Origin of the sequence: Curtobacterium sp. NPDC092190 (assembly GCF_044755625.1) — a bacterium.
Lineage (GTDB): Bacteria > Actinomycetota > Actinomycetes > Actinomycetales > Microbacteriaceae > Curtobacterium.
In genome coordinates, this window is record NZ_JBIVRJ010000001.1 from 455152 (window position 1) to 479337 (window position 24186).

A 24186-nucleotide genomic window follows, 5' to 3' on the forward strand; every position below is an offset into this window, starting at 1 on the left:
CGGGACCGCGCTGCTCGGCGCGGCTCACGCCCGGGCCGCCGGGACCCGGGCCAGCACGAGGGAGACGGCGTCGTCGAGGGAGCCGGCGACGGTCTCCGCCGCCTCGACCTCCTCGGCGCGCGTCCGCGGCGTCGGCACCAGCACGCCCTGCGCACCCGCCGCCGCCGCCGCACCGACGTCGGCGCCGATGTCCCCGACCACCACGATCTCGGACGGGTCGAGCCCGAGCCGTCGCGCGGCGTCGAGCACCATCCCCGGACGCGGCTTGCGGCACGCACACCCGTCGCCGGCGTCGTGCGGGCAGACGCACCAGACGTCGAACGGGCCGACCAGCTCGTCCACGCGGGCGTTCGTCGCGTCGACCTGCTCGCGGGTCGCCAGGCCCTTCGCGATCGCCGACTGGTTCGTCACGACCCCGACGCGCAGACCGGCGGTCCGGGCGCGCTCGACCGCGCGGTGGGCGCCGGGCACGGGGACGACCTTGTGGGGGTCGGCGTTGTACGGGACGTCGATGACGAGGGTGTCGTCACGGTCGAAGAGCAGACCGCGGACGGCGCGGTCCTTCGCGAGAGCCATGCTCCTTGGTACCGTCCGCCGGCCGGGAACCGGCCCAGGCGCGGCCGGATACCGTCGGACCGTGACCGCCGTCCCCGCCCTGCCCCCGTCCGACGGACGCCCCGACCTGCTCGTCCTGCGCGCCATCAAGCTCGGGGACGCGCTCGTCGCCGTCCCCGCACTGCACGCGCTCCGCCGGGCGTTCCCCGGCCACCGGATCACCCTGGCGACGACCGCGTGGCTCGCCCCGGTCGTCGAGCTGCTGCCCGTCGACGTGCACCTCGCGCAGCACGGGCTCGACCACCCGATCGCCGCCCCCGCCGGAGCGGTCGACGTCGCGGTCAACCTGCACGGTGCCGGGCCGGAGTCGTCCGACCTCGTCGCCGCACTCGGTGCCCGGCGCGTGATCGGCCACGCCGACCCGACCCACGGGTACGAGGGCCCGGAGTGGCCGGACGACGTCCACGAGCGGGAGCGCTGGGCGGACCTGCTCACCTGGCACGGCATCCCCGCCGACCCCGACGAGGTCGCCATCGCCCGCCCGGCCGCCCCGTCCGCCGCGCCGGGTGCCGCGGTCGTGCACATCGGCGCCTTCCACGGTGCGCGGCACTGGCCGACCGACCGCTTCGCAGCCGTGGTGCGAGGGCTCCGCGAGCGCGGCCTCGACGTGGTCCTGACGGGAGGCGCGGACGACGTCGAGCGCGCCACCGCCGTCGCGCAGTCGGCCGGCTTGCCGCCGGAGGCGGTCCTCGCGGGCGCGCTGGAGCTGCAGGCCTTCGCCGGCGTCATCGCATCGGCATCGCTCGTCGTGACCGTCGACACGGGGGCGGCCCACCTCGCCTCCGCCTACGGGGTCCCGTCCGTCGTGGTGTTCGGGCCGGCGCCGCCCGAGGCCTGGGGACCGCCCGCCTCCGGTCCGCACGTCGTGCTCACCGACGCGTCCGTGCGCCGCGGGGACGTGTTCGCGGAGGACCCGGACCCGGCGCTCCTGGCCGTCGGCGTGGACGACGTGCTCGCCGCCGTCGACTCGCTCCCGGTCGCCCCCGTCACTTCGCCGTGAACCCGCCGAGGGGTCGTCGGTAGCGTCGAGGCGTACCTGTCCTGCTCGAAGGGAGCGCCCCGTGTTCGAAGCCGCCAACATCCGTGACTGGATCGGCCTGCCCGTCGTCGACGAGACCGAGGACAAGATCGGCACGCTCGAGAGCATCTACTACGACACCGCGACGTCCGATCCCGCCTTCGGCGCCGTCACCACCGGGCTGCCCGGGTTCCAGAAGCTGCTCTTCGTCCCGCTCGTCGGTGCGACGGTGGCGCCGAAGCACCTGCTCGTGACGTTCCCGAAGAAGCTCGTCAAGGACGCCCCGACCATCCCGACCGACGGTGAGCTCGAGGCCTCGACCGAACCCGTGCTGTACGAGCACTACGGCCTGCAGTACCAGACCGGCAGCAACGGGGAACGGCGCCTGGGTCGTCGCTGACACCGGCACCCGGGACGGGCAGGTAGCCTTGCCCGTCCCGTCGTCGCGTCCACCCGGAGGACCCCCTGCAGCGCACCACCCGCTCGAAGCGGTCGACCGCCGTCGCCCTCGTGCTCGCGGTCCTCGCCGCGGTCGTCGTCGCGCCGTCGGGCCCGGTCGCGGTCGCACCGACCGACGGCGCCGTCGCGGCGCCGATGTGGCCGGTCCCGGAGCCGTACCCGGTGACGGACGACCCGGCCGAGACGCTCGCCGACCTGCCGCCGGGCAGCGAGTACGTCGCACTCGGCGACTCCTACTCGGCCGGCTACGGCCTGGGCGACCCGACCCGGCTGCCGACGAGCGCCTGCGCGCAGTCGGCGCGCGACTACCCCCACCGGCTCGCGGCGCGCTTCGGACTCGACCTGACCGACGTGACGTGCGCGGGGGCGACCAGTCGTGACGTCGTGTCGGGGTACCAGTTCCGCGGGGTGCCGCCCCAGGTCCGGGCACTGTCCGAGGACACCCGGCTGGTCACGCTGACGATCGGCGGCAACGACGCCGACCTGTTCGGCACCGCCGCATCCTGCCTGGCGCTGTCCTCCCGCGGCCCGGTGTTCTCCGGTCGGGACGCCCCGTCGTGCCGCAGCACCCTCGTGCACGACGGGGTGGACGACCTCGACGTGCGCATCCGGTCCCGGGTCGCGCTCGGGATCGCGGACACGCTCGCCGCGGTCCGCCGGGCCGCGCCGAACGCGGTCGTGGTCTTCCTCGGCTACCCGGCGATCTTCCCGGACGCGGCCCACACGCCGGCGCGGGGGTGCTTCCGCTCGGCGCTCGACCTCGGCTCGCTCGTGGGGTCCTTCCCGCGGGACACCTACCCGTTCACCGACGGCGACGTCCGGTACCTGCACGGGGTCCAGGAGTCGCTCGACGAGGTCTCGGCGTCCGCTGCCGAGGCGGCCGGCGTCCCGTTCGTCGACGTGTTCGCCCGGTCGCAGGCGCACTCGGCCTGCGCGACCGACGACCCGTACGTCGCGGGCGTCTCGCTCTCCGGGGCGGGCGACCTGAGCCGCATCGACATGGTGCCCGGGGCCCTGCACCCGAACGGGCGCGGGGTGGCGTGGTTGACCGGGCAGGTGGCCTCGGAGCTCCGCCGGCTCGCGGACTGAGCCGTGCACGGCCGCTCGTCGTAGGGTCGATCGGTGGTCACCAGCGCCGGACTCCTGCTGCACCGTCGGTCGCCCGTGGACGGCACCCCGGAGGTCTTCGTCGCGCACATGGGCGGACCGTTCTGGCGTCGACGCCCGCGCGCGTGGTCGATCCCGAAGGGGCTCGTCGAGGACGGTGAGGACGCACTCGACACCGCGCGCCGCGAGTTCGCCGAGGAGATCGGGGTCCCCGCACCGACGGGACCCGTGCTCGACCTCGGCGAGGTCCGCCAGGCCTCCGGGAAGCGCGTCCGGGTCTTCGCGGCACGGGCCGACGACTTCGAGGTCGACGAGGTGCGGAGCAACACGGTGCAGGTCGAGCTCCCGCGCGGTTCCGGTCGGTTCGTCGCGGTCCCCGAGGTCGACGACGCCCGCTGGTTCGGCATCGAGGAGGCGCGCGGGGTGCTCGTGTCCGGCCAGGTCGTCGCGCTCGACCGGCTGCTCGCGGCCCTGGAGGGCCGGTGATCCGCGACCCGCACCGGGGCTGTCCCTCGTCCGCGCTGCCCGGATAGCCTGAGCAAGCGTCGGGTATTCGTCGGCGCCGACACAGGGGAGCACACATGCGCAGATGGCGCACCGTCATCGCCGGCGGCATCGCCGTCGCACTCGGGGCAGGACTGGCGGTGAGCGGCGTCACGAGCGCGACGGCCGCGACCACGGGGAACTGGGCCACCGTCACGGTGGACGGCACGAGTCGTGCGTACACCGGCTCGATCGCGCTCCCGGGGTTCCCGGACACCACCTTCACGTCCACCTCCCGGCAGGCCACGGTCGTCTCCGGCGCATCGACGTGGCAGGGGGCGTCGACGCCGCCCGGCACGGTCTACGGCACCAGTCGCGGTGCGACGTACCTCAACCAGCGGCCGGCGGCGGACGACGCGCGGAGCCCTGCCGTCACGACCTGGACGTTCGACGGTGGGACGCCAGGGGCCGGCGGTTGGTCCTTCGTCCTGGGCGACGTCGACGCCGACCAGGCGACGATCTCGGCGACCCTCGCGGACGGCACCCCAGCCACCGTGGACCAGCTCGGCTACGCGGGTTCGTACAACTCGTGCTCGACCGTCTCGCCCGGCGGGTGGAGCTGCCCGCGCGATCCCGGAGGCGTGGCGGCGGGTCAGGACCTGCCGTCCTGGGACCCGGCCACGGGGGTGCTGCGGGGCAACGACGCCGCGAACGACACCGCCGGCGCGAGCGCATGGTTCACACCGACGGCGTCGCTCGCGACGCTGACCATCGCCTACCAGCAACGCAGTGGCCTCCCCGTCTACCAGACCTGGTTCGCGAACCGGACCTCGTCCCTGTCCGGCACTGCGGCACTCGACGGCGAACCACTGGTGGACACGCTCGTCACCGTGACCGCTCCGAACGGCACCGAGTACACGACGACCACCGGTGCCGACGGTGCGTACGCGTTCCCCGCGCTCACCCAGGCCGACGGGTACCGGGTGTCGATCGCGACCCCGGACAACGCGGCGGTCGACCGCGCTCCCGCGGTGGTCGACCTCCGGACCGACGTCACGGACGCCGACTTCGTCCTCAGCACGGTCCCGGGGACCGTCGACCTCGACGGCTCGGTGATCGACGCCGACGGCCGCCCCGTCGCCGACGCCGAGGTGACCGTCACGGACACCTCGGGGCTGCCCCTCGCCACCGTCGTCACGGACGCGGACGGGCGCTGGCGTGCCGTCGGCCTGCCGGCCGGCACTGCGGTCGTCGCGACGGTGAGCGGTGCCCCGCCGGTGTCGGGCTCGACCGGTGCCGACGGTGCCCCGGTGGCTGCGCTCGACCCGATCGTCCTGCCGATCAGCGTGGGCACGATCACGGGCCGCGTGACGCTCGACGGCGGCGCCCCCGCCGCACCCGCGCTCGTGGAGGTCCTGCAGGGCGGTGGCGTGGTGGCCACCGTCGAGACGGACGCCGACGGCACGTACGGTCTGGCGCTCCGGCCCGGCACCTACACCGTCCGTACCGAGGCCGCGGTCGCCGGTGCTCCGGAGCCGACCGAGCTGACGGTCGAGGTCACCGCCGACGGCACGGTCCGAGCGGACTTCCCGTTCACGACGCCGGTGGCGGTCACGGTCGGGCAGGCCGGTTCCGTCCGCTACGAGGACGGCACGCCCGTCGTGGACACGACCGTCACCGCACGGCCGGTCGAGGCCGGTTCGGGTGCCGTGGTCACGGTCGAGACGACCGCGGACGGCGGGTACTCGCTCGCCGGGTTGACGCCGTCGACGGAGTACGCCGTGAGCGTCGAGGGGGCCCCCGTCCGGACGGTCACGACGCCCGCCACGGGGACCGCCGCCGACGCCGTCGACTTCGTCCTGCCCCTGCCGACGGTCGACCAGCCGGGCACGGTCAGCGACGCGGACGGCGCCCCCGCCGCGGCCGTCCCGGTCGTGGCGACGCTGACCGGTGACGACGACGGCGAGCCGGTCAGCACGACCACCGGCGACGACGGCACCTTCGTGCTCGAGGGGCTCCGCCCGCTGACCGAGTACACGATCACGGCCGGGACCGGCTCCGAGCAGTCGGACCCGGTGGTGGTCACGACCGCCGCGGTCGGCGGCACGCCGGAGCCCGTGCGCCTCGTCCTCGCCGAGGTCGCCGTCACGCCGGAGCCCACCCCGACGGTGACGCCGCAGCCGACCGACGGCCCGACCCCGAGCGCGGCACCCGTCGCGGGCGGTACCGGCACGGGCGACGGTGGTGGCCCGACCGGTGGCGGACTGGCCTTCACCGGAGCCGACGTCACCCCCGCGGTCGCCGTCGCAGCGCTGCTGCTCCTGACCGGCGGCGGGTTGCTGTCGGTCCGCGCGGCACGTCGTCGACGGTCGGTCCCGCAGGACTGACCGCACACCCGGCCGTCGGGCTCGGGGCTCCGGGCTCCGGGCTCGGGGCTCCGGGCTCCGGGCTCCGGGCTCCGGGAGACGGGAGCGGGGCGGGTCGACATCGGTCGGCCCGCCCCGCTCCCGTGTCCCGGGCTCAGCGCCGCCGCTGCGTCCGCACGGATCCCGTCGCGGTCGACACCGTGCCGGTGGCGACGCCGATCGACCCGGTGATGGTGGCGATCGCACGGCTGACGACCGGCACCGAGCTGGTGACGACCGCGAGCGAGGACGTGATCGCCTCGACCGACGTCGTGGACAGGTGCTCCTGCGCGTGCGTGTGCACCGGGAAGCCGCGGCGCGCCGCGAGCACGACGCCGAGCGAGCCGATCAGCACGACGGCGCCGGCGAACGGCAGGTACTGCAGGCCGACCGCACCGAGCGCCTGCCCGCCGACGGCTGCCCCGCCCGCGATGCCGATGTTCGACGCGCCGTTGACGAGGGCGCCGGCGATGTCGGGGGAGACGCCGCCGGTGCGGATCGCCGCGGCCATGAAGAGGGTGCCGGTCGTGCCGTTCGCCGCCATCCAGACCCCGGCGACCACCATGGTGCCGAACAGCGAGCTGTGCACGAACGGCAGCACGGCGAAGGCGGCGGCCATCACGGCGACGGCGGCGATCAACGTCTGCCGCGGTGCCCGGTCGACGAAGGTGCCGGCGAGCCAGAGGCCGACGATGCCGGTCCCGCCGAGCACCAGGAGCGCACCGCTCACCATGCCGGCGTCGAGCCCGGCGTCGATCGCGTACGGGCCGATGTAGGTGTAGACGACGTAGTGCCCGGCGAAGAGCAGCAGGTCGGCGACGACGACGGAGAGCAGTCCGGTGCGGGCCCACGCGCGGGGTGAACCGATGTGCGGGGACGCGGTCCCGCTGACCGCCGGCAGGAACGCGACCGCGACCAGCGCGAGGAGGGCTGCGGCGAGCGCGACGGAGCCGACGGCGGGGCGCCACCCGATCGTCTGCGCGACCCAGGTGGCCAGCGGCACGCCGAGGACGAAGCCGAGCGAGCTGCCGGAGTAGACGAAGGCGATCGCGCGTCCGGCCAGCCGCGGGGGCACGATCCGCGTCGCGTAGGCCGACGCGACCGAGAAGAAGAGCGCGTGTGCGACGCCGCCGACGACGCGACCCGCGCAGACGACGGCGAAGCTCGGCGCGACCGCGACCAGCACGTTCGAGACGGCGTAGCCGACCAGGGTCGACACCAGGACCGCCTTGCGGGGCAGCCGCGCGGTGAGCGACGTCAGCGGGAGGGCGAGGATCGCCACGGCTGCCGCGTACACGGTGACGACGAAGCCCATCGTCGACTCGCTGACGCCGAGGTCGCGGCTCATCGTGCCGAGCAGCCCGACCGGCATGAGCTCCGTGGTGATCGCGAAGAAGGTGGCGAGCCCGAGCACGGCGATGCCGACGATCGACCGGTTGGTGACGGTGATCGGCCGCGTGCTCGTCGACACGGCCGAGGTGGTGGTGTTGGTGGACACGCTGCTGACCTCCTCCGGGGAACGCCGGAGCGCGCGTCGGACCGGCCGTCGTGACGGCGGTGCGCGGTGCGCGCTCGCGGTGGGTGTGGTCCGGGTCGAACGACCCGGTCGGGTTGTGACGACTCCACGGCGAGTGCGCACATCCAGTGTTGCACGGAGCATCCGGATCGCGCGAGGGGGTCGCCGAAGAATCTTGTAGCGCTCCAACGAGATGCTCGGACGAGCATTCCCGATCAGTTCTCGTTCGTCACCGTGCCCTGCACACCGCCGCCGCGCAGGGTGACGGTGAGCGTGCCGCTCATCGACTGGGCGGAGAGCGAGACGTTCCCGTGCAGGGCGTCCTCACGCGGGTAGCAGGCGGTGGTCGACTCGAGCCGGTTCGCGGTCGCCACCAGGCAGATGGTCTCGCGGTCGGTCCCGACCCCGGCCCACACGTTCCACGGGGTCTCGAAGGCGCTGCCGTCCAGGGCCCGGTTCGTGAACACGAGCCGGGTCGTGCGGAGGCTCACGGGCGCCTCGACCGGGCCCGGCAGCTGGTCCGCGGAGGTCTGCGGGATGTCCAGCAGCTCCTCGAGGGTGATCGCGCCGGGTGTCGGTGTCGTGCTGGGCGCGGCGGCCAGCTGCCCGTCGGTCGTGCCCACCAGCGTGCCCGCCGCGAACGCCAGTCCGACGACCGCCGCCGCGCCGAGCGCGATCCAGGCGCGCGGCCGCGCGGTCCAGAGCAGTCCGCTCACCCGTGTCCGCCACGCGGGCCTCCCGGCCTGGAGGTCCGCCCCGCCCCCGGCGCGGACGGCACCCGGTCCCATGGCCGGTTCCTGCTCGCCCTCCGGCCCGACCGGGTCGGCGGGCGCCGACGCACCGGCTGAGCCGGGCCCGGTCCGGATCGGCCCCGCCGCCGGTGTCGGTCGGTCAGCGGTCGACGCAGCGACGGACGACCGTCCGGCCGCGCTCGTCGTGCGGGCCGCCGGACGTGCGTCGTCGGTCGTCGTCCCGGCCGGCGGCGTCGCACCCGCGACGGTGCTGCCGTCCCGCAGCCCGCGGAGCTCGAGCCGGGCGCGCGCAGCGTCCTCGGCCGCGACCCCGGCTCCCCACGCGAGGGCCTCGAGTCGTGCCCGTTCCGCCGTGACGTCCTCGTCGGCCATGCGCACTCCCGGTCCGGACGCACCGGACACCCACATGCTCCCACCCGGACGACGGCACGTCCGCCCCCCCCGAGCGGGAGGTGTCCAGTCCCCGAGGCGTAGACGGGTGGCATGAGCACCGACGCAGGAACCGCGCACGACGCCTCCGGCCACGACCAGACCCGGCACGACGCCGATCCCGAGACGCTCGAGCCCCTGAGCCACGACACCCAGTCCGGCGAGGCCGACTACGTGGCGACGAGCCCCGGCGGGAGCGGGACCGAGCGGCACGTGCCCACCCCCGACGAGGAGCAGGGCCGTGGCACCGAGTACGACCCCGTCGACCAGGGGCCCCAGCAGGAGGGCCAGGGCGGCTGAGACCGGCCGCCCCGCGCGCCCCCTGCCCGGCTCAGCGGACGATCCGCCGCAGCACCGCGCGTTCCCCGAGGGTCCAGACGGCGCTCGTGACGACGTAGAGCGTCGCGGCGAGCGGGACGACCGCGGCGAGGACGACCGACGCGAAGGGCGCCCAGCGCGCCAGGGCAGCGGCCGGACCGGCCCCGGGCGTACCGGCGGCCGGCTCCGCCGTCGGGTTCCAGTGCACGGTGGCCCGGCGCGACGCCTCGACCACCACCGCCATCACGACGAGCAGCACGAGCACCACCCAGGCGTGGCTCCACAGCGGCGACGCGAGCGCCACCAGGAGCGTGTGCCCGAGCGGGATCCCGACCAGTGTCGCGTCGAGCAGGGCGTTCGCGGCGCCGGCGATCGACGCGTGCGTGAAGAGCGCGTACACGAGCGAGAGGACCGGAGCCTGCGCGAGCACCGGGAGGCACCCGGCCAGCGGGGAGACGCGCTCGGAGGTGTACAGGCGCTGCACGGCCTCCTGGAGGCGTCGCGTGTCCGCACCGTGGCGCCTGCGGAGGGCGGCGAGCTGCGGGGCGAGTCGACGCCGGTCGCGCTCGGCCCGCACCTGCAGGACGGCGAGCGGGACGAGCACGATGCGCACGCCCAGGGTGAGCGCCACGACGGCGAGGGCCGCTGCGGCGCCACCGGCGACGGGGGACAGGGCTGCGGTGAGCGCGGCGAGCAGGTCGACGCCGGCGCGCAGCAGGTCGCCGACGACGGGCAGGGTGGTGATGTCCATGACGTTCCGTTCGAGTGGAGGGGTCCGTGACGACGTGACCCGACCACCCGCGGGCGGTCAGGCCGGTGTCGGCGCTCCCGGTGCTCGCGACCGCACCTGGCCGTCGGCGTCGGGGTGGCTCCACGCGATGCGGGTCGCCCGCTCCACCGCTGCGCCCGTCCGCTCGGAGCCCTCGGCACCCGGATCGACACCGAGCGCCGTCGCGAGCAGCCGGACGACGAGCACCGTGACGGCGACGGCGGCGAGGCCGAGCGCGGCGACGGCAAGCAGGGGCGCCGGGGAACCCGACGGACCGAGCAGGCCGGCATCGCCGATCTGCAGCACCGCGAGGGCGCGCAGCAGGAGTTCGACGACGGTCATGGTCCGTTCAGCGTAACCCCCGCGTGCCGTCGAGGACCGGCAGTCCCGGACGGGCAGGATCGCAGGCATGACCGCAGGATCGCCGAGCACCCCAGCGACCCTCGCCCTGGAGCGGGCGGGGATCCCGTTCACGCCGCACGTCTACGAGCACCACGAGACCGCGACCAACTTCGGTGAGGAGGCCGCCGCGGCACTGGGGCTCCGTGAGGACCAGGTGTTCAAGACGCTCGTCGTCTCGGTGGACGGGCAGCTGGCCGTGGCGGTCGTGCCGGTCGCGAACCGCCTGGACCTCAAGGCCATCGCAGCTGCCCTCGGCGGCAAGAAGGCGACGCTCGCCCAACCTGCCCTCGCCGAGAAGCGGACCGGGTACGTGGTGGGCGGGATCAGTCCGGTCGGACAGAAGACCAGCCTGCGGACGGTCGTCGACGAGACCGCGCTCGAGCACCCGAGCATCTTCGTCTCCGGCGGGCGCCGCGGGTTCGACATCGAGGTCGCGCCGGCCGACCTGGTCCGCGTCACCGGCGCCTCCACGGCGGCCATCGCGAGGACCTGAGTCGGTCTGACGCAAGTTTCTTCACCCGCCGGGAATGGAGCGGGTCCTCCAGCGTTGCATTGAGTCGAAGGCACTCAAGTTCCCAGGAGGTCCCTTTGCCAGCAACGTTCGGCCCGACCGGTGGCGACGACGCGTTCGACGCGTTCATCGCGCGGCTCATCGCGGCCCAGCAGTCCGGTGCCCAGCGATCCGTCCCGCTGGGACGCCCGGTCGACATCACGCGGCTCCTCAGCCGACGTACCCACGAGGTGCTCCAGCACACCGCCGAGTACGCCGTCGCACAGGGCCAGCACGAGATCGACGCGCTGCACGTCCTGCACGTGCTCGTGCGCACCGAGCCCTTCACCGCGGTCCTGCGCACCGCCGGTGTCGACCCGGAGCAGTTCGCCGCCGAGGTCGAGCAACGCCTCCCCGCGCCGACGGACCCGCGTCCCGAGCGCACCGGGCAGCCCGCCCTGACCGGGACCGCACAGCGGATCCTGCTCGAGGCGACCCAGGCCGCCAAGGCCTTCGGCAGCACCTACACCGACCCCGAGCACGTCTTCTTCGCGCTCGTCACCGACCAGGACACCGTCACCGGGCAGCTGCTCGCGAGCGCCGGTGTCACCCCGCAGCACCTGCAGGAGCACGCCCAGCAGGCCGCGGCAGCAGCACGAGAGGGACGCCCGATGCCCGGAGCCACCGAGACCACCGCCGACCCCACGAACGGCACGACGAGCGACACCCCGACGCTCGACCGGTTCGGCACCGACCTCACCGAACGCGCCCGCGACGGACGCATCGACCCGGTGATCGGCCGCGCCGACGAGATCGAGCAGACCGTCGAGATCCTGCTCCGCCGCACGAAGAACAACCCGGTCCTCATCGGTGAGCCCGGGGTCGGCAAGACCGCGATCGTCGAGGGGCTCGCGCAGCGGATCACCGACGGCGACGTGCCCGCGCTGCTCCGGGGCAAGCGGGTGGTCGCGCTCGACCTCGCCGGCATGCTCTCCGGCACCCGGTACCGCGGCGACTTCGAGGAGCGCCTGACGACGGCGATGGACGAGATCGCGGCGCACGCGGACGAGCTGATCGTCTTCATCGACGAACTGCACACCGTCGTCGGCGCCGGGGGCGGTGGCGAGGGCGGCTCGATGGACGCCGGCAACATCCTCAAGCCCCGCCTGGCCCGCGGCGACCTGCACCTGGTCGGCGCGACGACGCTGCGCGAGTACCGCCGCATCGAGAAGGACGCCGCGCTCGAGCGGCGCTTCCAGCCGGTCCGGGTGGGGGAGCCGAGCATCGAGGACGCCGTCGCGATCCTCGGCGGCCTCGCCCCGCGCTACGCCGAGCACCACGACGTGACCTACACCGACGACGCCCTGCGCGCCGCGGTGGAGCTCTCGCACCGGTACGTGACCGACCGGCACCTGCCGGACAAGGCGATCGACCTCATCGACCAGGCCGGGGCACGACGCCGTCTCGCCCTGTCGGGCGACGTCGACGTCGAGGCGCTCCGTGACCAGGTCGCGGAGCTGCAGGCCGACAAGGACCGCGCGGTGGCCGAGGAGCTGTACGAGGAGGCGTCGCGCCTGCGCGACGAGATCGACGGACTGGAGGCGCAGATCACCGCCGCCTCGCGGGGGGACGCGAGCAGTGCCTCCCGGCCGTCGACCGCCGACCGCGTGATCACCGAGGCAGACGTCGCCGAGGTCGTGTCGCGTGCCACCGGCATCCCGGCGACCCGGATCTCGCAGGGTGACCGCTCGCGCCTCGCCGCGCTCGAGGACGAACTCCACGAGCGCGTCGTCGGCCAGGACGACGCCGTGCGCGCCATCGCGACCGCCGTCCGACGCAGCCGGACCGGCATGGGCGACCCGCGTCGTCCCGTGGGCAGCTTCCTGTTCCTCGGCCCGACGGGCGTCGGCAAGACCGAGCTCGCGAAGGCCCTGGCCGGATCGCTCTTCGGCGACGAGTCCGCCATGCTGCGGTTCGACATGAGCGAGTTCGGCGAACGGCACACCGTCTCCCGCCTGGTCGGTGCCCCTCCCGGGTACGTCGGTCACGAGGAGGCCGGGCAGCTCACCGAGCGCGTCCGTCGCAACCCGTACTCGGTGGTCCTGCTCGACGAGGTCGAGAAGGCGCACCCGGACGTCTTCAACCTGCTGCTGCAGGTGCTCGACGACGGCCGCCTCACCGACGGACAGGGACGGACGGTCGACTTCCGGAACACCGTCGTCATCATGACGTCGAACATCGGCTCGGAGTTCCTCGCATCGCGCTCCGGTGCGCTCGGGTTCTCGGCCTCGGCGGACGGCGGCTACTCCGAGGAGGACCTGCGCGCCCGTGTGATGGGCAGGCTGCGCGAGTCGATGCGGCCCGAGTTCATCAACCGCATCGACGAGATCGTGCTCTTCCGCAAGCTGTCGCAGGAGCAGCTGCGGTCGATCGTCGACCTGCTGCTGCAGGACACCGCGCTCCGGCTCCTCACCCAGGGGATGACCCTGGCGGTGTCCGAGGCGGCGACCGACTGGCTCGCCGAGCACGGGTACGAGCCCGAGTACGGCGCCCGTCCGCTCCGTCGACTCATCCAGCGCGAGGTCGACGACCGCATCGCGACCCTGGTGGTCGACGAGCAGGCGCACGCCGGCGACACCGTCCGGATCGACCTCGAGGACGGCCGGCTCGTCGCCCGGGCGTCAGCCCCGGCGACGGTCTGATCCGACCCGCTCACACGGAACGGCCCCGGCACCCCAGCGGTACCGGGGCCGTTCCGCGTCCTGCGACGTCCTCGTGTGTTCTCGGATGCAATTCCGGAAATGTTCGAGAAAGGGGTTGCGCTCGCATTCCCGACGCCGATAGTGTTCACGAGCATCACCGGCTGTACGAGACCGAGAGGGGGCCGACAATGATGATCGCCATGACGAACCCGTTCCGTGGAATCCGTGGGATCGGCGGCACCCCGCTCCGTTCGCACTGACGCGGGACGCCCCGCTCCAGCCGTTCTCCTCGATCGACCGAGGTCCCGCTCGTCGCTGCCCTGAGCACGCGGTGGTGCGGTCCCGATCGTCGTCGCACAGCCCCGCTGTGCCGCACCACACACGCCGTGCAGGCCACGGCTGCCCGTCCAGCTGACGGACGCCCGTCCGGGTGACGGACGCCCGTCCTGCGGACGGCGGCCGGGGGCGCGGCGTGGTGGATCGAGATCGGACCGCGAGCGGCGGACGTCTCTCCGACGATTCCACTCGGTGACCCGATCGGTCACCGACAATGCAGCCGCGCGCATTCCTGCGCGCCCTGCCGATCATTCTCGCCCGCATTCACCGGGCGTTCTTCGCGAACCCGTTCCCGACGCATCCACGCGGTCGGCGGTCGGGATCTCCGTCATGCCCTCGGGCACCCACGAAAGGCACCATCGTGTCGAACGACATCGACGTCCGTCCCCCCGACACCCGCGCGGTGCGCCGCCGGGTCACGCTCGCCGACCGCATCGCCCTCCGGATCGGCATGTCGCTGATCATCTGGAGTCGACGGACGCACCACGTGCGTCCGTCGGTCGACCACGCCACCCGTCAGCGGCTCGACCGGGAGCGGCGCGAGCGCGAGCTCGAGCTGCTCGTGCGGAGCGCCGCGATGCGCATGTGGCGCTGACGCGCCGCGCCGCGCCGCCGCTCCGGCTGCGCCGACGCGCCGCCGCTCCGGCTGCGCCGACGCGGCGGCGCGCAGCCGCAGCCGCAGCCGCGACAGCGCCGCGCGCACGGCCTCCGCACAACCAGAAGCACCTCGCGCCATGCGATCGCTTGGCGCGAGGTGCTTCCCGTTGTGCTCCGCGACGAACGCCACACTCGCCGCGCCCGCCGCACCTAGGGCACCCGCCCCGCGCGGGACCGCGACCCCGCGCCTACCGCTTCCGGTTGGCCACCAGTGCGACCGCGTACGACGGGAACCACGTCCCCGCCGCCGGCCCGCCGTTGCAGGTCCCGTCGCTCGCCCCCGGGGTCTTCACCCAGAGCAGGGCGTCGAGCCGGGTCGTGCCCGCTGCGACGTGGGGCTTCCCTCCGAGACCGGCCCCGGTCGGGTTGCACCAGGTGCCGAGCCACCCACGACCGTTCCTCGACACGTCGACGACGTACCGTGCTCCACCCGTCATCGCGCTGAGCCGCTCGGCGTAGGCCCGCTCACCGTCGACGCCGTAGAAGTTCGCGACGTTCGTGAAGAACCCCCGGGCCTGGGCGACACCGGCTTCCCGCAGGTACGTCGCCTGGAGCTCCGCGGGGTTCCAGTCCTCGTTCCCGCCGTCCAGGTAGGTGGGGACCCCCGCGGCGGCGTACACGCGCACGGCCGCCGCGATGAGGCCCGGCCGTCGGGCTCGCTCGGCGGTGCACGTGCTCAGGTGTGCCAGGGAGTCCGGCTCGACGATCACGACGGCCCGGTGCCCCTGGAGGTCGGCCGCGATGCGACGGTTCCACGCGGCGTACCGGGACGGGGAGAGGCCGCCCGCCGAGTACCCGCCGCAGTCGCGGTTCGGGACGGCGTACGTGACGAACACCGGCGTCGTGCCCGTCTTCTCCGCGGCGGCGAGGTTCCGCGCGATCACCCGGTCCAGCGCGTCGCCCGTGTACCACTCGCCGAGCCAGATCGCGATCGGCTGCTGCGCGATGGTGCGGGCCGCGGCGGCCTCGGTCGTCCTCCCCGCCGCGCTCAGCGCCGCCGCGGCCTGGGCGGGCTGGCTGTCCGGCTGCCGGTACAACCCACCGGCGAAGACCTGCCCGGGCGTCGCGGAGTGGAGGGCAGCGCGCGGCAGCGGCGCGGTGGACGCCGCCGTCGCAGCCGCGGGGAACGTCACGGTGCCCCCGACCACCGCCGTCGCCACGACGGCGAGCGCGACCATCGTCCTGATCCTCGAGTACATGGTCCCCGTCCTGTGTCCGTCCGCTGCCGGGACGTCCCTGCCGTCCCGCTCCACCTGCCGCAGACCATCAGAACCCGCGGGGCGGCGTCGGGGCGATCTCCAGAACGAGGGACAGGCAACGGGCGGCCGGGCGCGTGCGGCGCCTGCGGTCGCGTACCGTTGTGCGGTGACCGAAACCGCAGCTGCACTCGTCGAACGCCTGACCGCCATCGTCCCGGACTTCCCGAAGCCCGGCATCCTGTTCCGCGACGTGACGCCGGTGTTCTCCGACCCCGTGGCGTTCGGACGGGTCTGCGAGGCCCTCGCGGCGCCGTTCGCGATCGGTGCGGGGTTCCAGGCGGTCGCCGGCATCGAGGCCCGTGGCTTCGCCCTGGCCGGGGGCATCGCGGCCCAGCACCAGGTCGGCGTGCTGACGGTCCGCAAGGCCGGCAAGCTGCCCGGCGAGGTCCTGAGCGAGCAGTACGCGCTCGAGTACGGCGAGGCAGAGCTCGAGCTCCGGCCGGGCCAGCTCCCGCAGGGCACGCGCGTGCTCGTCGTCGACGACGTCCTCGCGACCGGGGGCACCGCTGCGGCGACGATCACGCTCCTCGAGCGTGCCGGGTACGAGGCGATCGGCTTCGCTTCGCTGCTCGAGCTCGACGGGCTCTCGGGTCGGGAGCGCCTCGAGCCGCGCCTGCCCGTCACGACGCTCGGCCGCGTCCCCGCCTGAACCGCTGCCGCCGGCCGAGACCGCCGCGGACGCGCCGGGACCGCCGCGGACGCGCCGGGACCGCCGCGGACGCGCCGGGACCGCCGCGGCCGCGCCTGGACCGCTGCGGCCGCGCACTAGTCTTGACCCACCCCTGAACCAACCGAGGAGCACCACGATCGTGACCGACGCAGTCGCACCAGAGCCCGCAGACCTGCCCCAGGCACCCGAGCCCCGCACCGCGACGACGGCCACGACGGGCACCGAGCTCTTCGACGGCGTCCGCGGTGTCGTCGCGATCCGCGTCGGTGGGGTGCTCAAGGACCTCGCGGCCGACGTGGAGGCGGGGGAGACCGTCGAACCGGTGACGCTCGACGAGCAGGACGGCCTCGACATCCTCCGGCACAGCGCCGCACACGTGCTCGCGCAGGCAGTGCAGCAGATCAACCCGGACGCGAAGCTCGGCATCGGCCCGCCCGTCACCGACGGCTTCTACTACGACTTCGACGTCGCCGAGCCCTTCACCCCCGAGGACCTCAAGGCCATCGAGAAGGGCATGGACCGCATCGTCAAGCAGGCCCAGCGCTTCCGGCGCAAGGTCGTCACCGACGACGAGGCCCGCGAACTGATGACGGGGGAGCCCTTCAAGCAGGAGCTCATCGGCCTCAAGGGCGCCGCGGCCGAGGGCGACTCCGGCGAGAGCGTCGAGGTCGGCGCCGGCGAGCTCACGGTCTACGAGAACGTCGACCCGAAGTCGGGCGAGGTCGTCTGGCAGGACCTCTGCCGTGGCCCGCACGTCCCGCACACCCGGTGGATCGGCAACGCGGCGAAGCTCATGCGCGTCGCGGCGGCGTACTGGCGCGGCTCGGAGAAGAACCCGCAGCTGCAGCGCATCTACGGCACCGCCTGGCCGGACAAGGACCAGCTCAAGGCGTACCTCGTCCGACTCGAGGAGGCCGCCAAGCGCGACCACCGCAAGCTCGGCGCGGAGCTGGACCTGTTCTCGTTCCCGGACGAGATCGGCTCGGGCCTGGCGATCTTCCACCCGAAGGGCGGCATCATCCGCCGCGAGATGGAGGACTACTCGCGCCGCCGGCACGAGCAGGAGGGGTACTCCTTCGTCTACACGCCGCACATCACGAAGGGCGACCTGTTCGAGCAGTCCGGCCACCTCGGGTGGTACAAGGACGGCATGTTCCCGGCCATGCACATGGACGAGGCCCGCGACGAGGACGGCAACGTCACCCGACAGGGTGCGGACTACTACCTCAAGCCGATGAACTGCCCGATGCACATCCTGGCGTACCGCTCGCAGGCCCGCTCCTACCGCGACCTGCCGCTCCGGATGTTCGAGTTCGGCACGGTCTACCGCAACGAGAAGTCCGGCGTCATCCACGGCCTGACCCGCGTGCGCGGCATGACCCAGGACGACGCCCACATCTTCACCACGCAGGAGAAGATGAAGGAGGAGCTGACCACGACGCTCGAGTTCGTGCTCTCGCTCCTCCGCGACTACGGACTCGACGACTTCTACCTCGAGCTCTCCACGAAGGACCCGGAGAAGTACGTCGGCGACGACGAGGTGTGGGAGATCGCCACGAACACCCTGCGCGAGGTCGCCGAGGAGTCCGGTCTCGAACTCGTCCCGGACCCCGCCGGTGCGGCGTTCTACGGGCCGAAGATCTCCGTCCAGGCCCGCGACGCGATCGGTCGCACGTGGCAGATGTCGACCGTGCAGCTCGACTTCAACCTGCCCGAGCGCTTCGAGCTCGAGTACACGGCCCCGGACGGCTCGCGGCAGCGTCCCGTGATGATCCACCGCGCCCTGTTCGGCTCGATCGAGCGCTTCTTCGGCGTCCTCACCGAGCACTACGCGGGTGCCTTCCCGGCGTGGCTGTCCCCGGTGCAGGTCGTCGCGATCCCGGTCGCCGCGGAGTACGGCGACTACCTCGACGAGGTCGTCGCGAAGCTCCGTGCGCACGGTGTCCGCGCCGAGGTCGACCACTCGGACGACCGGATGCAGAAGAAGATCCGCACGCACACCAAGGCGAAGGTGCCCTTCCAGCTGATCGCCGGTGGCGACGACCGCGACGCCGGGGCGGTCTCGTTCCGCTTCCGCGACGGTCGCCAGGACAACGGCGTGCCGGTCGACGAGGCGGTCGACCGCATCCTCACTGCGATCCGCGACCGCGCGCAGGTCTGATGGACCGCACGGGAGGCACGGAGTCCGTCCCCGGGACCGGCCACGTCGTCGACGTGGCCGGTCCCGGGGCCCCGGCCGACTCCGGGAGGCCGGCCGGCTCCGGGATCCCGGCCGACCCCGGTCCGCAGGTCGTCGACACGGGCGGTGCCGCGGGCACCGGCAGCGCGGACGACCCGCTGGTGATCCGCGACGCGGCCACGGGTGCGGCGGTGCCGGACGCCTTCCAGCGCCTGTGGAACCCGCACCGCATGGCCTACATCGACGCCGGGCGGGAAGGTCGGGGCCGCGGGCACGAGGACGACTGCCCGTTCTGCGAGGCGCCGCGGAAGTCCGACGAGGACGCCCTGATCGTCGCCCGCGGTGAGCACGCCTACGTGCTGCTCAACCTGTTCCCGTACAACAACGGGCACCTGCTCGTCTGCCCCTACCGCCACGTCCCGCTGTACGACGAGGCGACCGCGGAGGAGATCCGGGAGATCGCCGAGCTGACCCAGACCGCGATGCGCGTACTGCGTGCGGTGTCGCACTGCGACGGCTTCAACATCGGCATGAACCAGGGCGAGATCGCGGGCGCCGGTGTGGCCGCGCACCTGCACCAGCACATCGTGCCGCGGTGGGCGTCGGACTCGAACTTCTTCCCGATCATCGCCCGGACGAAGTCGATGTCCCAGATGCTCGGTGACACCCGCCGGCTCGTCGCCGACGGCTGGCCCGCTGCGGACTAGACTGTCGGCATCATGAGCGACAGCACCAGCACCTCGGGCACCAACGGCACCTCGATCACCGGCTCCGACCGCGTCAAGCGCGGCCTGGCCGAGATGCTCAAGGGCGGCGTGATCATGGACGTCATCGACGCCGAGCAGGCCCGCATCGCGGAAGAAGCCGGCGCGACCGCCGTCATGGCCCTCGAGCGCGTCCCCGCCGACATCCGCGCGCAGGGCGGCGTGGCCCGCATGTCCGACCCGTCGATGATCGAGGAGATCATCGCCGCCGTCTCGATCCCCGTCATGGCGAAGGCCCGCATCGGCCACTTCGTCGAGGCGCAGGTGCTGCAGGAGCTCGGCGTCGACTACATCGACGAGTCCGAGGTGCTGTCGCCCGCCGACTACGTCAACCACATCGACAAGTGGAAGTTCACGACGCCCTTCGTCTGCGGCGCCACGAACCTGGGCGAGGCACTCCGCCGCATCACCGAGGGCGCGGCGATGATCCGCTCCAAGGGCGAGGCCGGCACGGGTGACGTGTCCGAGGCCACGAAGCACATCCGCACCATCTCGAAGGAGATCGCTGCGCTCCGCCACCTCAAGGAGGACGAGCTCTACGTCGCCGCGAAGGAGCTCCAGGCCCCGTTCGACGTGGTGAAGGAGGTCGCGCAGACCGGCAAGCTCCCCGTCGTGCTCTTCACCGCCGGTGGTGTCGCCACCCCGGCCGACGCCGCGATGATGATGCAGCTCGGAGCGGACGGTGTGTTCGTCGGGTCCGGCATCTTCAAGTCGGGCGACCCGGCGAAGCGCGCCGCGGCGATCGTCAAGGCCGTGACCTTCCACGACGACCCGAAGGTCATCGCCGAGGTGTCCCGCGGTCTGGGCGAGGCCATGGTCGGCATCAACGTCGCCGACGTCCCCGCTCCGCACCGCCTCGCCGAGCGCGGCTGGTGAGCGCCCGACCCCGCATCGGGGTCCTCGCGCTGCAGGGTGACTTCCGCGAGCACATCGCCTCGCTGACGGAGCTCGGCGCCGACGTGGTGCCGCTCCGTCGGCCCGAGGAGATCGAGGCGCTCGACGGCGTCGTGATCCCCGGCGGTGAGTCGAGCGTCATGGACAAGCTGTCCCGGACGTTCGGCATCGCCGAGCCACTGAGCGCAGCGATCCGCGGGGGACTCCCCGCCTACGGCACCTGTGCTGGGATGATCATGCTGTCCTCCCGGATCGCCGCGGGCATCCCGGGGCAGCAGACGCTCGCCGTGCTCGACACGACCGTGCGCCGCAACGCCTTCGGCAGCCAGAACGACTCCTTCGAGACCGACATCCCGATGCCGGCACTCGGCGAGGCCCCCGTGCACGCGGTGTTCATCCGTGCCCCCGTGGTCGAGGAGCACGGCGCCGGCGTCCAGGTGCTCGGTGCCCTCGCCGACGGGCAGGTCGTCGCCGTGCAGCAGGACACCGTGCTCGCGAGCGCGTTCCACCCCGAGGTCGCCGGCGAGGACCGCTTCCACCGCCGCTTCCTCGACATCGTCCGCAGCGCCTAGGTCCTCCCGACCCGCAAGACGCAACGTCGGCGGTTCCTCGCAGCGGCATCGCACTGCGCGGTGTCGCCGACGTTGCGTTTCGCGCAAGGGGGCGGGGCGGCGGTGATCCGCGTCTCCCGGCCGGTAGACTGGTCCGGATCTTCCGCTAGACGCAAGGAGCACCGTGTCCGGGCATTCCAAGTGGGCAACGACGAAGCACAAGAAGGCGGTCATCGACCAGCGCCGTGCGAAGTCGTTCGCCAAGCTCATCAAGAACATCGAGGTCGCCGCGAAGATGGGCGGCGCGGACCTGTCGGGCAACCCGACCCTGGTCGACGCCGTCCAGAAGGCCAAGAAGACCTCGGTCCCGAACGACAACATCGACCGCGCGATCAAGCGCGGCGCCGGCCTGACCGGTGAGTCGATCGAGTACACGACGATCATGTACGAGGGCTACGGCCCGAACGGTGTCGCGATGCTCGTCGAGTGCCTCACCGACAACAAGAACCGCGCTGCGGCCGAGGTCCGGACGGCGATGTCCCGGAACGGCGGCACCATGGCCGACCCGGGCAGCGTCGCCTACAACTTCTCGCGCAAGGGCGTCATCTCGGTCACGAAGACCGACGGTCTCGACGAGGACACCGTGATGACGGCCGTGCTCGACGCGGGTGTCGAGGACGTGGTCGACCAGGGCGGCGGCTTCGAGGTCATCACCGAGGCGAGCGACCTCGTCGCGGCGCGCACGGCGCTGCAGGACGCCGGCATCGACTACGACTCGGCCGATGCCGAGTTCGTCCCCGGGGTGAAGGTCCCGGTCGACGCCGACACCGCCCGCAAGGTCTTCAAGCTGATCGACGCGCTCGAGGACAGCGACGACGTGCAGAACGTCTACGCCAACTTCGACATCCCCGCGGACGTCCAGGCCGAGCTCGACGAGGACGAGGACTAGTCCGGTGCTCCGTGTGCTCGGGGTGGACCCCGGGCTCACCCGGTGCGGCGTCGGCGTCGTCGAGGTCGCACCGAACCGGCGCGCACGACTCGTCCACGTGACGGTCGTGCGCACGCCCGCGGACATGGCGTTGGAGCAGCGGCTCCTGCGCATCGCCGACGGCATCGCGGCCGAGATCGACGACCACCGCCCCGACGCGGTGGCCGTCGAGCGCGTCTTCGCGCAGGCGAACGTCCGGACCGTCATGGGCACCGCGCAGGCGGCGGGGTTGGCGCTGCACGCCGCCGCCGCCCGTGGGCTGCCCGTCGGGCTGCACACGCCGTCGGAGGTCAAGGCGGCGGTCACCGGCTACGGGAACGCCGACAAGCGCCAGGTGCAGACGATGATCGCGCGGGTGCTCGGGCTCGACGAGGCCCCGAAGCCCGCCGACGCCGCGGACGCGCTCGCCCTGGCGGTCTGCCATGCCTGGAGGCTCGGATCACCCGACCGGGTCGGGCCCGGCCCGTCGACGCTCACCCCGGCGCAGCGTGCCTGGCGGGACGCGCAGGCCGGGGTCGCGGACACGCCGCTCGCGCGTGCCGCTGCCGCGGCATCGCGTCCGGGTGCCGCCGCGCGGCGGGCCGGCGCCGTCGGTGGGCGGCCCTAGGCTCGTGGGCATGATCGCGAGCCTCCGGGGAACCTGCATCGACGTCTCCGGATCGGCCGTCGTGGTCGAGGTCGGGGGAGTGGGGTACGCCGTCACGGTCACCCCGGCGCACGCACTGACGATGCGCCACGGGTCCGAGGTGTTCCTGCGCACGGCGATGATCGTGCGCGAGGACGAGCACCTGCTCTTCGGCTTCGAGTCGACCGACGCGCTCCAGGTGTTCGACCTGCTCCGCAGCGTCTCCGGCGTCGGGCCGAAGTCGGCGCTCGGCGTCCTCGCCCACATGGACCCGGCACAGGTCGCGAACGCCGTCGCGAGCGAGGACGACGCGGCGTTCCGCAAGGTGTCCGGCATCGGCCCGAAGACCGCGAAGCTCATCACGGTCGCCCTCTCCGGCAAGCTCGTGGCCTTCGAGCAGGCGCCTGCGTCCGCGACGGTCGCAGGTGGCACCGCGCACCCGGCCGCGCTCGACGTCGTGTCGGCGCTCGTCGGACTCGGCTGGCGCGAGGACGCGGCACAGGCCGCCGTCGACGCCGTCGTGGCGAGCGACCCAGGCGCCGCTGCGATGGGCACGCAGGCCCTGCTCCGCGCCGCGCTCGGCACCCTGCGTCCCGCGGGGGCCGGCCGGTGAGCGGGATCACCTCGGCGGGAGCCGAGTCGCAGGAGGAGCTCGCCTTCGAGGGCGCGCTCCGACCGAAGTCGCTCGACGAGTTCGTCGGGCAGCGCAAGGTCCGCGGCCAGCTCGACCTCCTGCTCAAGGCGGCGGCCATGCAGGAACGCACCCCAGACCACATCCTCATGGCCGGCCCGCCCGGGCTCGGCAAGACGACCCTCGCGATGATCGTCGCGCACGAGTCCGGTCGGCCGCTGCGGATGTCGAGCGGCCCCGCGATCCAGCACGCCGGCGACCTCGCCGCGGTGCTGTCCTCCCTCGTCCCCGGCGAAGTGCTCTTCATCGACGAGATCCACCGGATGGCGCGCTCGGCGGAGGAGATGCTCTACCTCGCGATGGAGGACTTCCGGATCGACGTGATGGTCGGCAAGGGAGCCGGCGCGACGAGCATCCCGCTCGACCTCGCGCCGTTCACCCTGGTCGGTGCGACCACGCGTGCCGGGCTGCTGCCGAACCCGCTCCGCGACCGCTTCGGCTTCACCGCGCACCTCGAGTTCTACGAGAAGGACGAACTCGAACAGGTGCTGATCCGCGCGGCGCACCTGCTGGACCTGCGCATCGACCGGTCCGCCCTGCGTGAGATCGCCGGTCGTTCCCGCGGCACCCCGCGCATCGCGAACCGCCTGCTGCGCCGGGTGCGCGACTACGCCCTCGTGCACGGCACCTCGGACGGGATGGCCGCCGTGCAGGGGGCGCTCGACCTGTACGACGTCGACGAGCTCGGGCTCGACCGGCTCGACCGCGCCGTCGTCGAGACGATGCTCACGCGGTTCGACGGTGGCCCCGTGGGACTGAACACCCTCGCCGTCTCCGTGGGCGAGGAGTCCGAGACGATCGAGTCGGTGGTCGAGCCCTTCCTGGTCCGCGTCGGACTCGTGACCCGGACGCCCCGCGGGCGGATCGCGACCCCGCAGGCCTGGCGTCACTTCGGGATGTCCCCCGGCGACGGAGTCGGCGCGCAGCCCGGCCTGTTCGACGACTGATCAGGTATACGATATTCTGATCCCGGTCGCCCGAGTGTCGTGGTCGGCCCGCACGGACTCAGGCGGTTGCCCGATCGCGGACACGCCCGTGCCCTAGACTGCTACGGCCCGAAGCCGAGCAGCGACCGCTCCGGCTGGATCCGAGCAACCAGAGAAGGCA

Annotated in this window: 24 protein-coding genes; 18 read left to right on the forward strand and 6 right to left on the reverse strand. The window is 73.2% G+C overall.

From position 1 onward, the window contains the following. Positions 1–24: 24 nt before the first annotated feature. The gene (locus ACIQFY_RS02135) at positions 25–576 is read right to left on the reverse strand and encodes an HAD-IIIA family hydrolase (protein ID WP_066654254.1); all 552 of its coding nucleotides are present in this window, start codon (positions 574–576) and stop codon (positions 25–27) included. A gap of 61 nt (positions 577–637) precedes the next feature. On the opposite strand from ACIQFY_RS02135, the gene ACIQFY_RS02140 reads away from it, so the two are divergent. From ACIQFY_RS02140 to ACIQFY_RS02160, 5 genes are all read left to right on the forward strand, one after another. Further along, on the forward strand, positions 638–1615 hold the full coding sequence (locus tag ACIQFY_RS02140) for a glycosyltransferase family 9 protein (RefSeq protein WP_400338095.1): 978 nt from the start codon (positions 638–640) through the stop codon (positions 1613–1615). Between the two features lie 61 nt (positions 1616–1676). After that, the gene (locus ACIQFY_RS02145) at positions 1677–2033 is read left to right on the forward strand and encodes a PRC-barrel domain-containing protein (RefSeq protein ID WP_209682631.1); all 357 of its coding nucleotides are present in this window, start codon (positions 1677–1679) and stop codon (positions 2031–2033) included. A 110-nt stretch (positions 2034–2143) separates the two neighbouring features. Next, complete coding sequence (locus tag ACIQFY_RS02150; RefSeq protein WP_066654256.1) at positions 2144–3181, forward strand: SGNH/GDSL hydrolase family protein; 1038 nt, start codon at positions 2144–2146, stop codon at positions 3179–3181. A 33-nt stretch (positions 3182–3214) separates the two neighbouring features. After that, a complete protein-coding gene (locus tag ACIQFY_RS02155) occupies positions 3215–3685 on the forward strand; it encodes an NUDIX domain-containing protein (RefSeq protein WP_066654258.1) in 471 nt (156 codons plus the stop codon). Between the two features lie 95 nt (positions 3686–3780). Then, the gene (locus ACIQFY_RS02160; RefSeq protein WP_311205392.1) at positions 3781–6069 is read left to right on the forward strand and encodes a carboxypeptidase-like regulatory domain-containing protein; all 2289 of its coding nucleotides are present in this window, start codon (positions 3781–3783) and stop codon (positions 6067–6069) included. Positions 6070–6202: 133 nt separating this feature from the next. Here the strand turns inward: ACIQFY_RS02160 and ACIQFY_RS02165 are convergent, their stop codons facing one another. Next, positions 6203–7585: an MFS transporter gene (locus ACIQFY_RS02165; protein ID WP_400338098.1), complete on the reverse strand. Its 1383-nt coding sequence runs from the start codon at positions 7583–7585 to the stop codon at positions 6203–6205. A 233-nt stretch (positions 7586–7818) separates the two neighbouring features. Further along, positions 7819–8727, reverse strand: a complete 909-nt coding sequence (locus tag ACIQFY_RS02170; protein WP_251160226.1) for a hypothetical protein — start codon at positions 8725–8727, stop codon at positions 7819–7821. A gap of 111 nt (positions 8728–8838) precedes the next feature. On the opposite strand from ACIQFY_RS02170, the gene ACIQFY_RS02175 reads away from it, so the two are divergent. Next, positions 8839–9084, forward strand: a complete 246-nt coding sequence (locus tag ACIQFY_RS02175; RefSeq protein WP_251160225.1) for a hypothetical protein — start codon at positions 8839–8841, stop codon at positions 9082–9084. A gap of 31 nt (positions 9085–9115) precedes the next feature. On the opposite strand, the gene ACIQFY_RS02180 is transcribed toward ACIQFY_RS02175, so the two are convergent. Together ACIQFY_RS02180 and ACIQFY_RS02185 are read right to left on the reverse strand one after the other, a co-directional pair. Further along, complete coding sequence (locus tag ACIQFY_RS02180; protein ID WP_251160224.1) at positions 9116–9853, reverse strand: membrane protein insertase YidC; 738 nt, start codon at positions 9851–9853, stop codon at positions 9116–9118. A 57-nt stretch (positions 9854–9910) separates the two neighbouring features. Beyond that, positions 9911–10213 (reverse strand): hypothetical protein, encoded by a 303-nt coding sequence (locus tag ACIQFY_RS02185; protein WP_400338100.1) that lies wholly within the window; start codon positions 10211–10213, stop codon positions 9911–9913. A gap of 67 nt (positions 10214–10280) precedes the next feature. On the opposite strand from ACIQFY_RS02185, the gene ybaK reads away from it, so the two are divergent. From ybaK to ACIQFY_RS02200, 3 genes are all read left to right on the forward strand, one after another. Continuing rightward, entirely contained in the window at positions 10281–10766 is a 486-nt protein-coding gene (gene ybaK / locus ACIQFY_RS02190; RefSeq protein WP_066654277.1) for a Cys-tRNA(Pro) deacylase, read from the forward strand. A 95-nt stretch (positions 10767–10861) separates the two neighbouring features. Continuing rightward, positions 10862–13465, forward strand: coding sequence for an ATP-dependent Clp protease ATP-binding subunit (locus tag ACIQFY_RS02195; protein ID WP_400338102.1), 2604 nt, complete (start codon positions 10862–10864; stop codon positions 13463–13465). 697 nt (positions 13466–14162) lie between these two features. Beyond that, positions 14163–14396 carry a hypothetical protein gene (locus tag ACIQFY_RS02200; RefSeq protein ID WP_209682613.1) on the forward strand — a complete coding sequence of 78 codons (234 nt, stop codon included), beginning with the start codon at positions 14163–14165 and terminating at the stop codon, positions 14394–14396. Between the two features lie 250 nt (positions 14397–14646). Here ACIQFY_RS02200 and ACIQFY_RS02205 read toward each other — a convergent pair whose 3' ends face one another. Continuing rightward, positions 14647–15657, reverse strand: a complete 1011-nt coding sequence (locus ACIQFY_RS02205; RefSeq protein ID WP_209682611.1) for a glycoside hydrolase family 6 protein — start codon at positions 15655–15657, stop codon at positions 14647–14649. A gap of 166 nt (positions 15658–15823) precedes the next feature. Here ACIQFY_RS02205 and ACIQFY_RS02210 point away from each other — a divergent pair, with 166 nt between their 5' ends. The 9 genes from ACIQFY_RS02210 (at position 15824) to ruvB (ending at position 24026) form a co-directional block, all read left to right on the forward strand. Beyond that, positions 15824–16366: an adenine phosphoribosyltransferase gene (locus ACIQFY_RS02210; RefSeq protein WP_066654284.1), complete on the forward strand. Its 543-nt coding sequence runs from the start codon at positions 15824–15826 to the stop codon at positions 16364–16366. Between the two features lie 193 nt (positions 16367–16559). Next, positions 16560–18548, forward strand: a complete 1989-nt coding sequence (gene thrS / locus ACIQFY_RS02215) for a threonine--tRNA ligase (RefSeq protein WP_066658210.1) — start codon at positions 16560–16562, stop codon at positions 18546–18548. A 176-nt stretch (positions 18549–18724) separates the two neighbouring features. Next, entirely contained in the window at positions 18725–19273 is a 549-nt protein-coding gene (locus ACIQFY_RS02220) for an HIT domain-containing protein (protein WP_251155514.1), read from the forward strand. A 12-nt stretch (positions 19274–19285) separates the two neighbouring features. Beyond that, positions 19286–20206 carry a pyridoxal 5'-phosphate synthase lyase subunit PdxS gene (gene pdxS, locus ACIQFY_RS02225; protein ID WP_066654286.1) on the forward strand — a complete coding sequence of 307 codons (921 nt, stop codon included), beginning with the start codon at positions 19286–19288 and terminating at the stop codon, positions 20204–20206. Then, positions 20203–20796: a pyridoxal 5'-phosphate synthase glutaminase subunit PdxT gene (gene pdxT, locus ACIQFY_RS02230; protein WP_311205397.1), complete on the forward strand. Its 594-nt coding sequence runs from the start codon at positions 20203–20205 to the stop codon at positions 20794–20796. The genes pdxS and pdxT overlap by 4 nt, the downstream gene beginning before the upstream one ends. Positions 20797–20959: 163 nt before the next feature. Then, positions 20960–21724: a YebC/PmpR family DNA-binding transcriptional regulator gene (locus ACIQFY_RS02235; protein ID WP_066654289.1), complete on the forward strand. Its 765-nt coding sequence runs from the start codon at positions 20960–20962 to the stop codon at positions 21722–21724. Positions 21725–21728: 4 nt separating this feature from the next. Continuing rightward, positions 21729–22370 carry a crossover junction endodeoxyribonuclease RuvC gene (ruvC, locus tag ACIQFY_RS02240; RefSeq protein WP_235426326.1) on the forward strand — a complete coding sequence of 214 codons (642 nt, stop codon included), beginning with the start codon at positions 21729–21731 and terminating at the stop codon, positions 22368–22370. A 10-nt stretch (positions 22371–22380) separates the two neighbouring features. Next, entirely contained in the window at positions 22381–23001 is a 621-nt protein-coding gene (gene ruvA, locus ACIQFY_RS02245) for a Holliday junction branch migration protein RuvA (RefSeq protein ID WP_400338105.1), read from the forward strand. Then, the gene (gene ruvB, locus ACIQFY_RS02250; RefSeq protein WP_066654292.1) at positions 22998–24026 is read left to right on the forward strand and encodes a Holliday junction branch migration DNA helicase RuvB; all 1029 of its coding nucleotides are present in this window, start codon (positions 22998–23000) and stop codon (positions 24024–24026) included. Before ruvA ends, ruvB begins: the two co-directional genes overlap by 4 nt. Positions 24027–24186 lie beyond the last annotated feature (160 nt).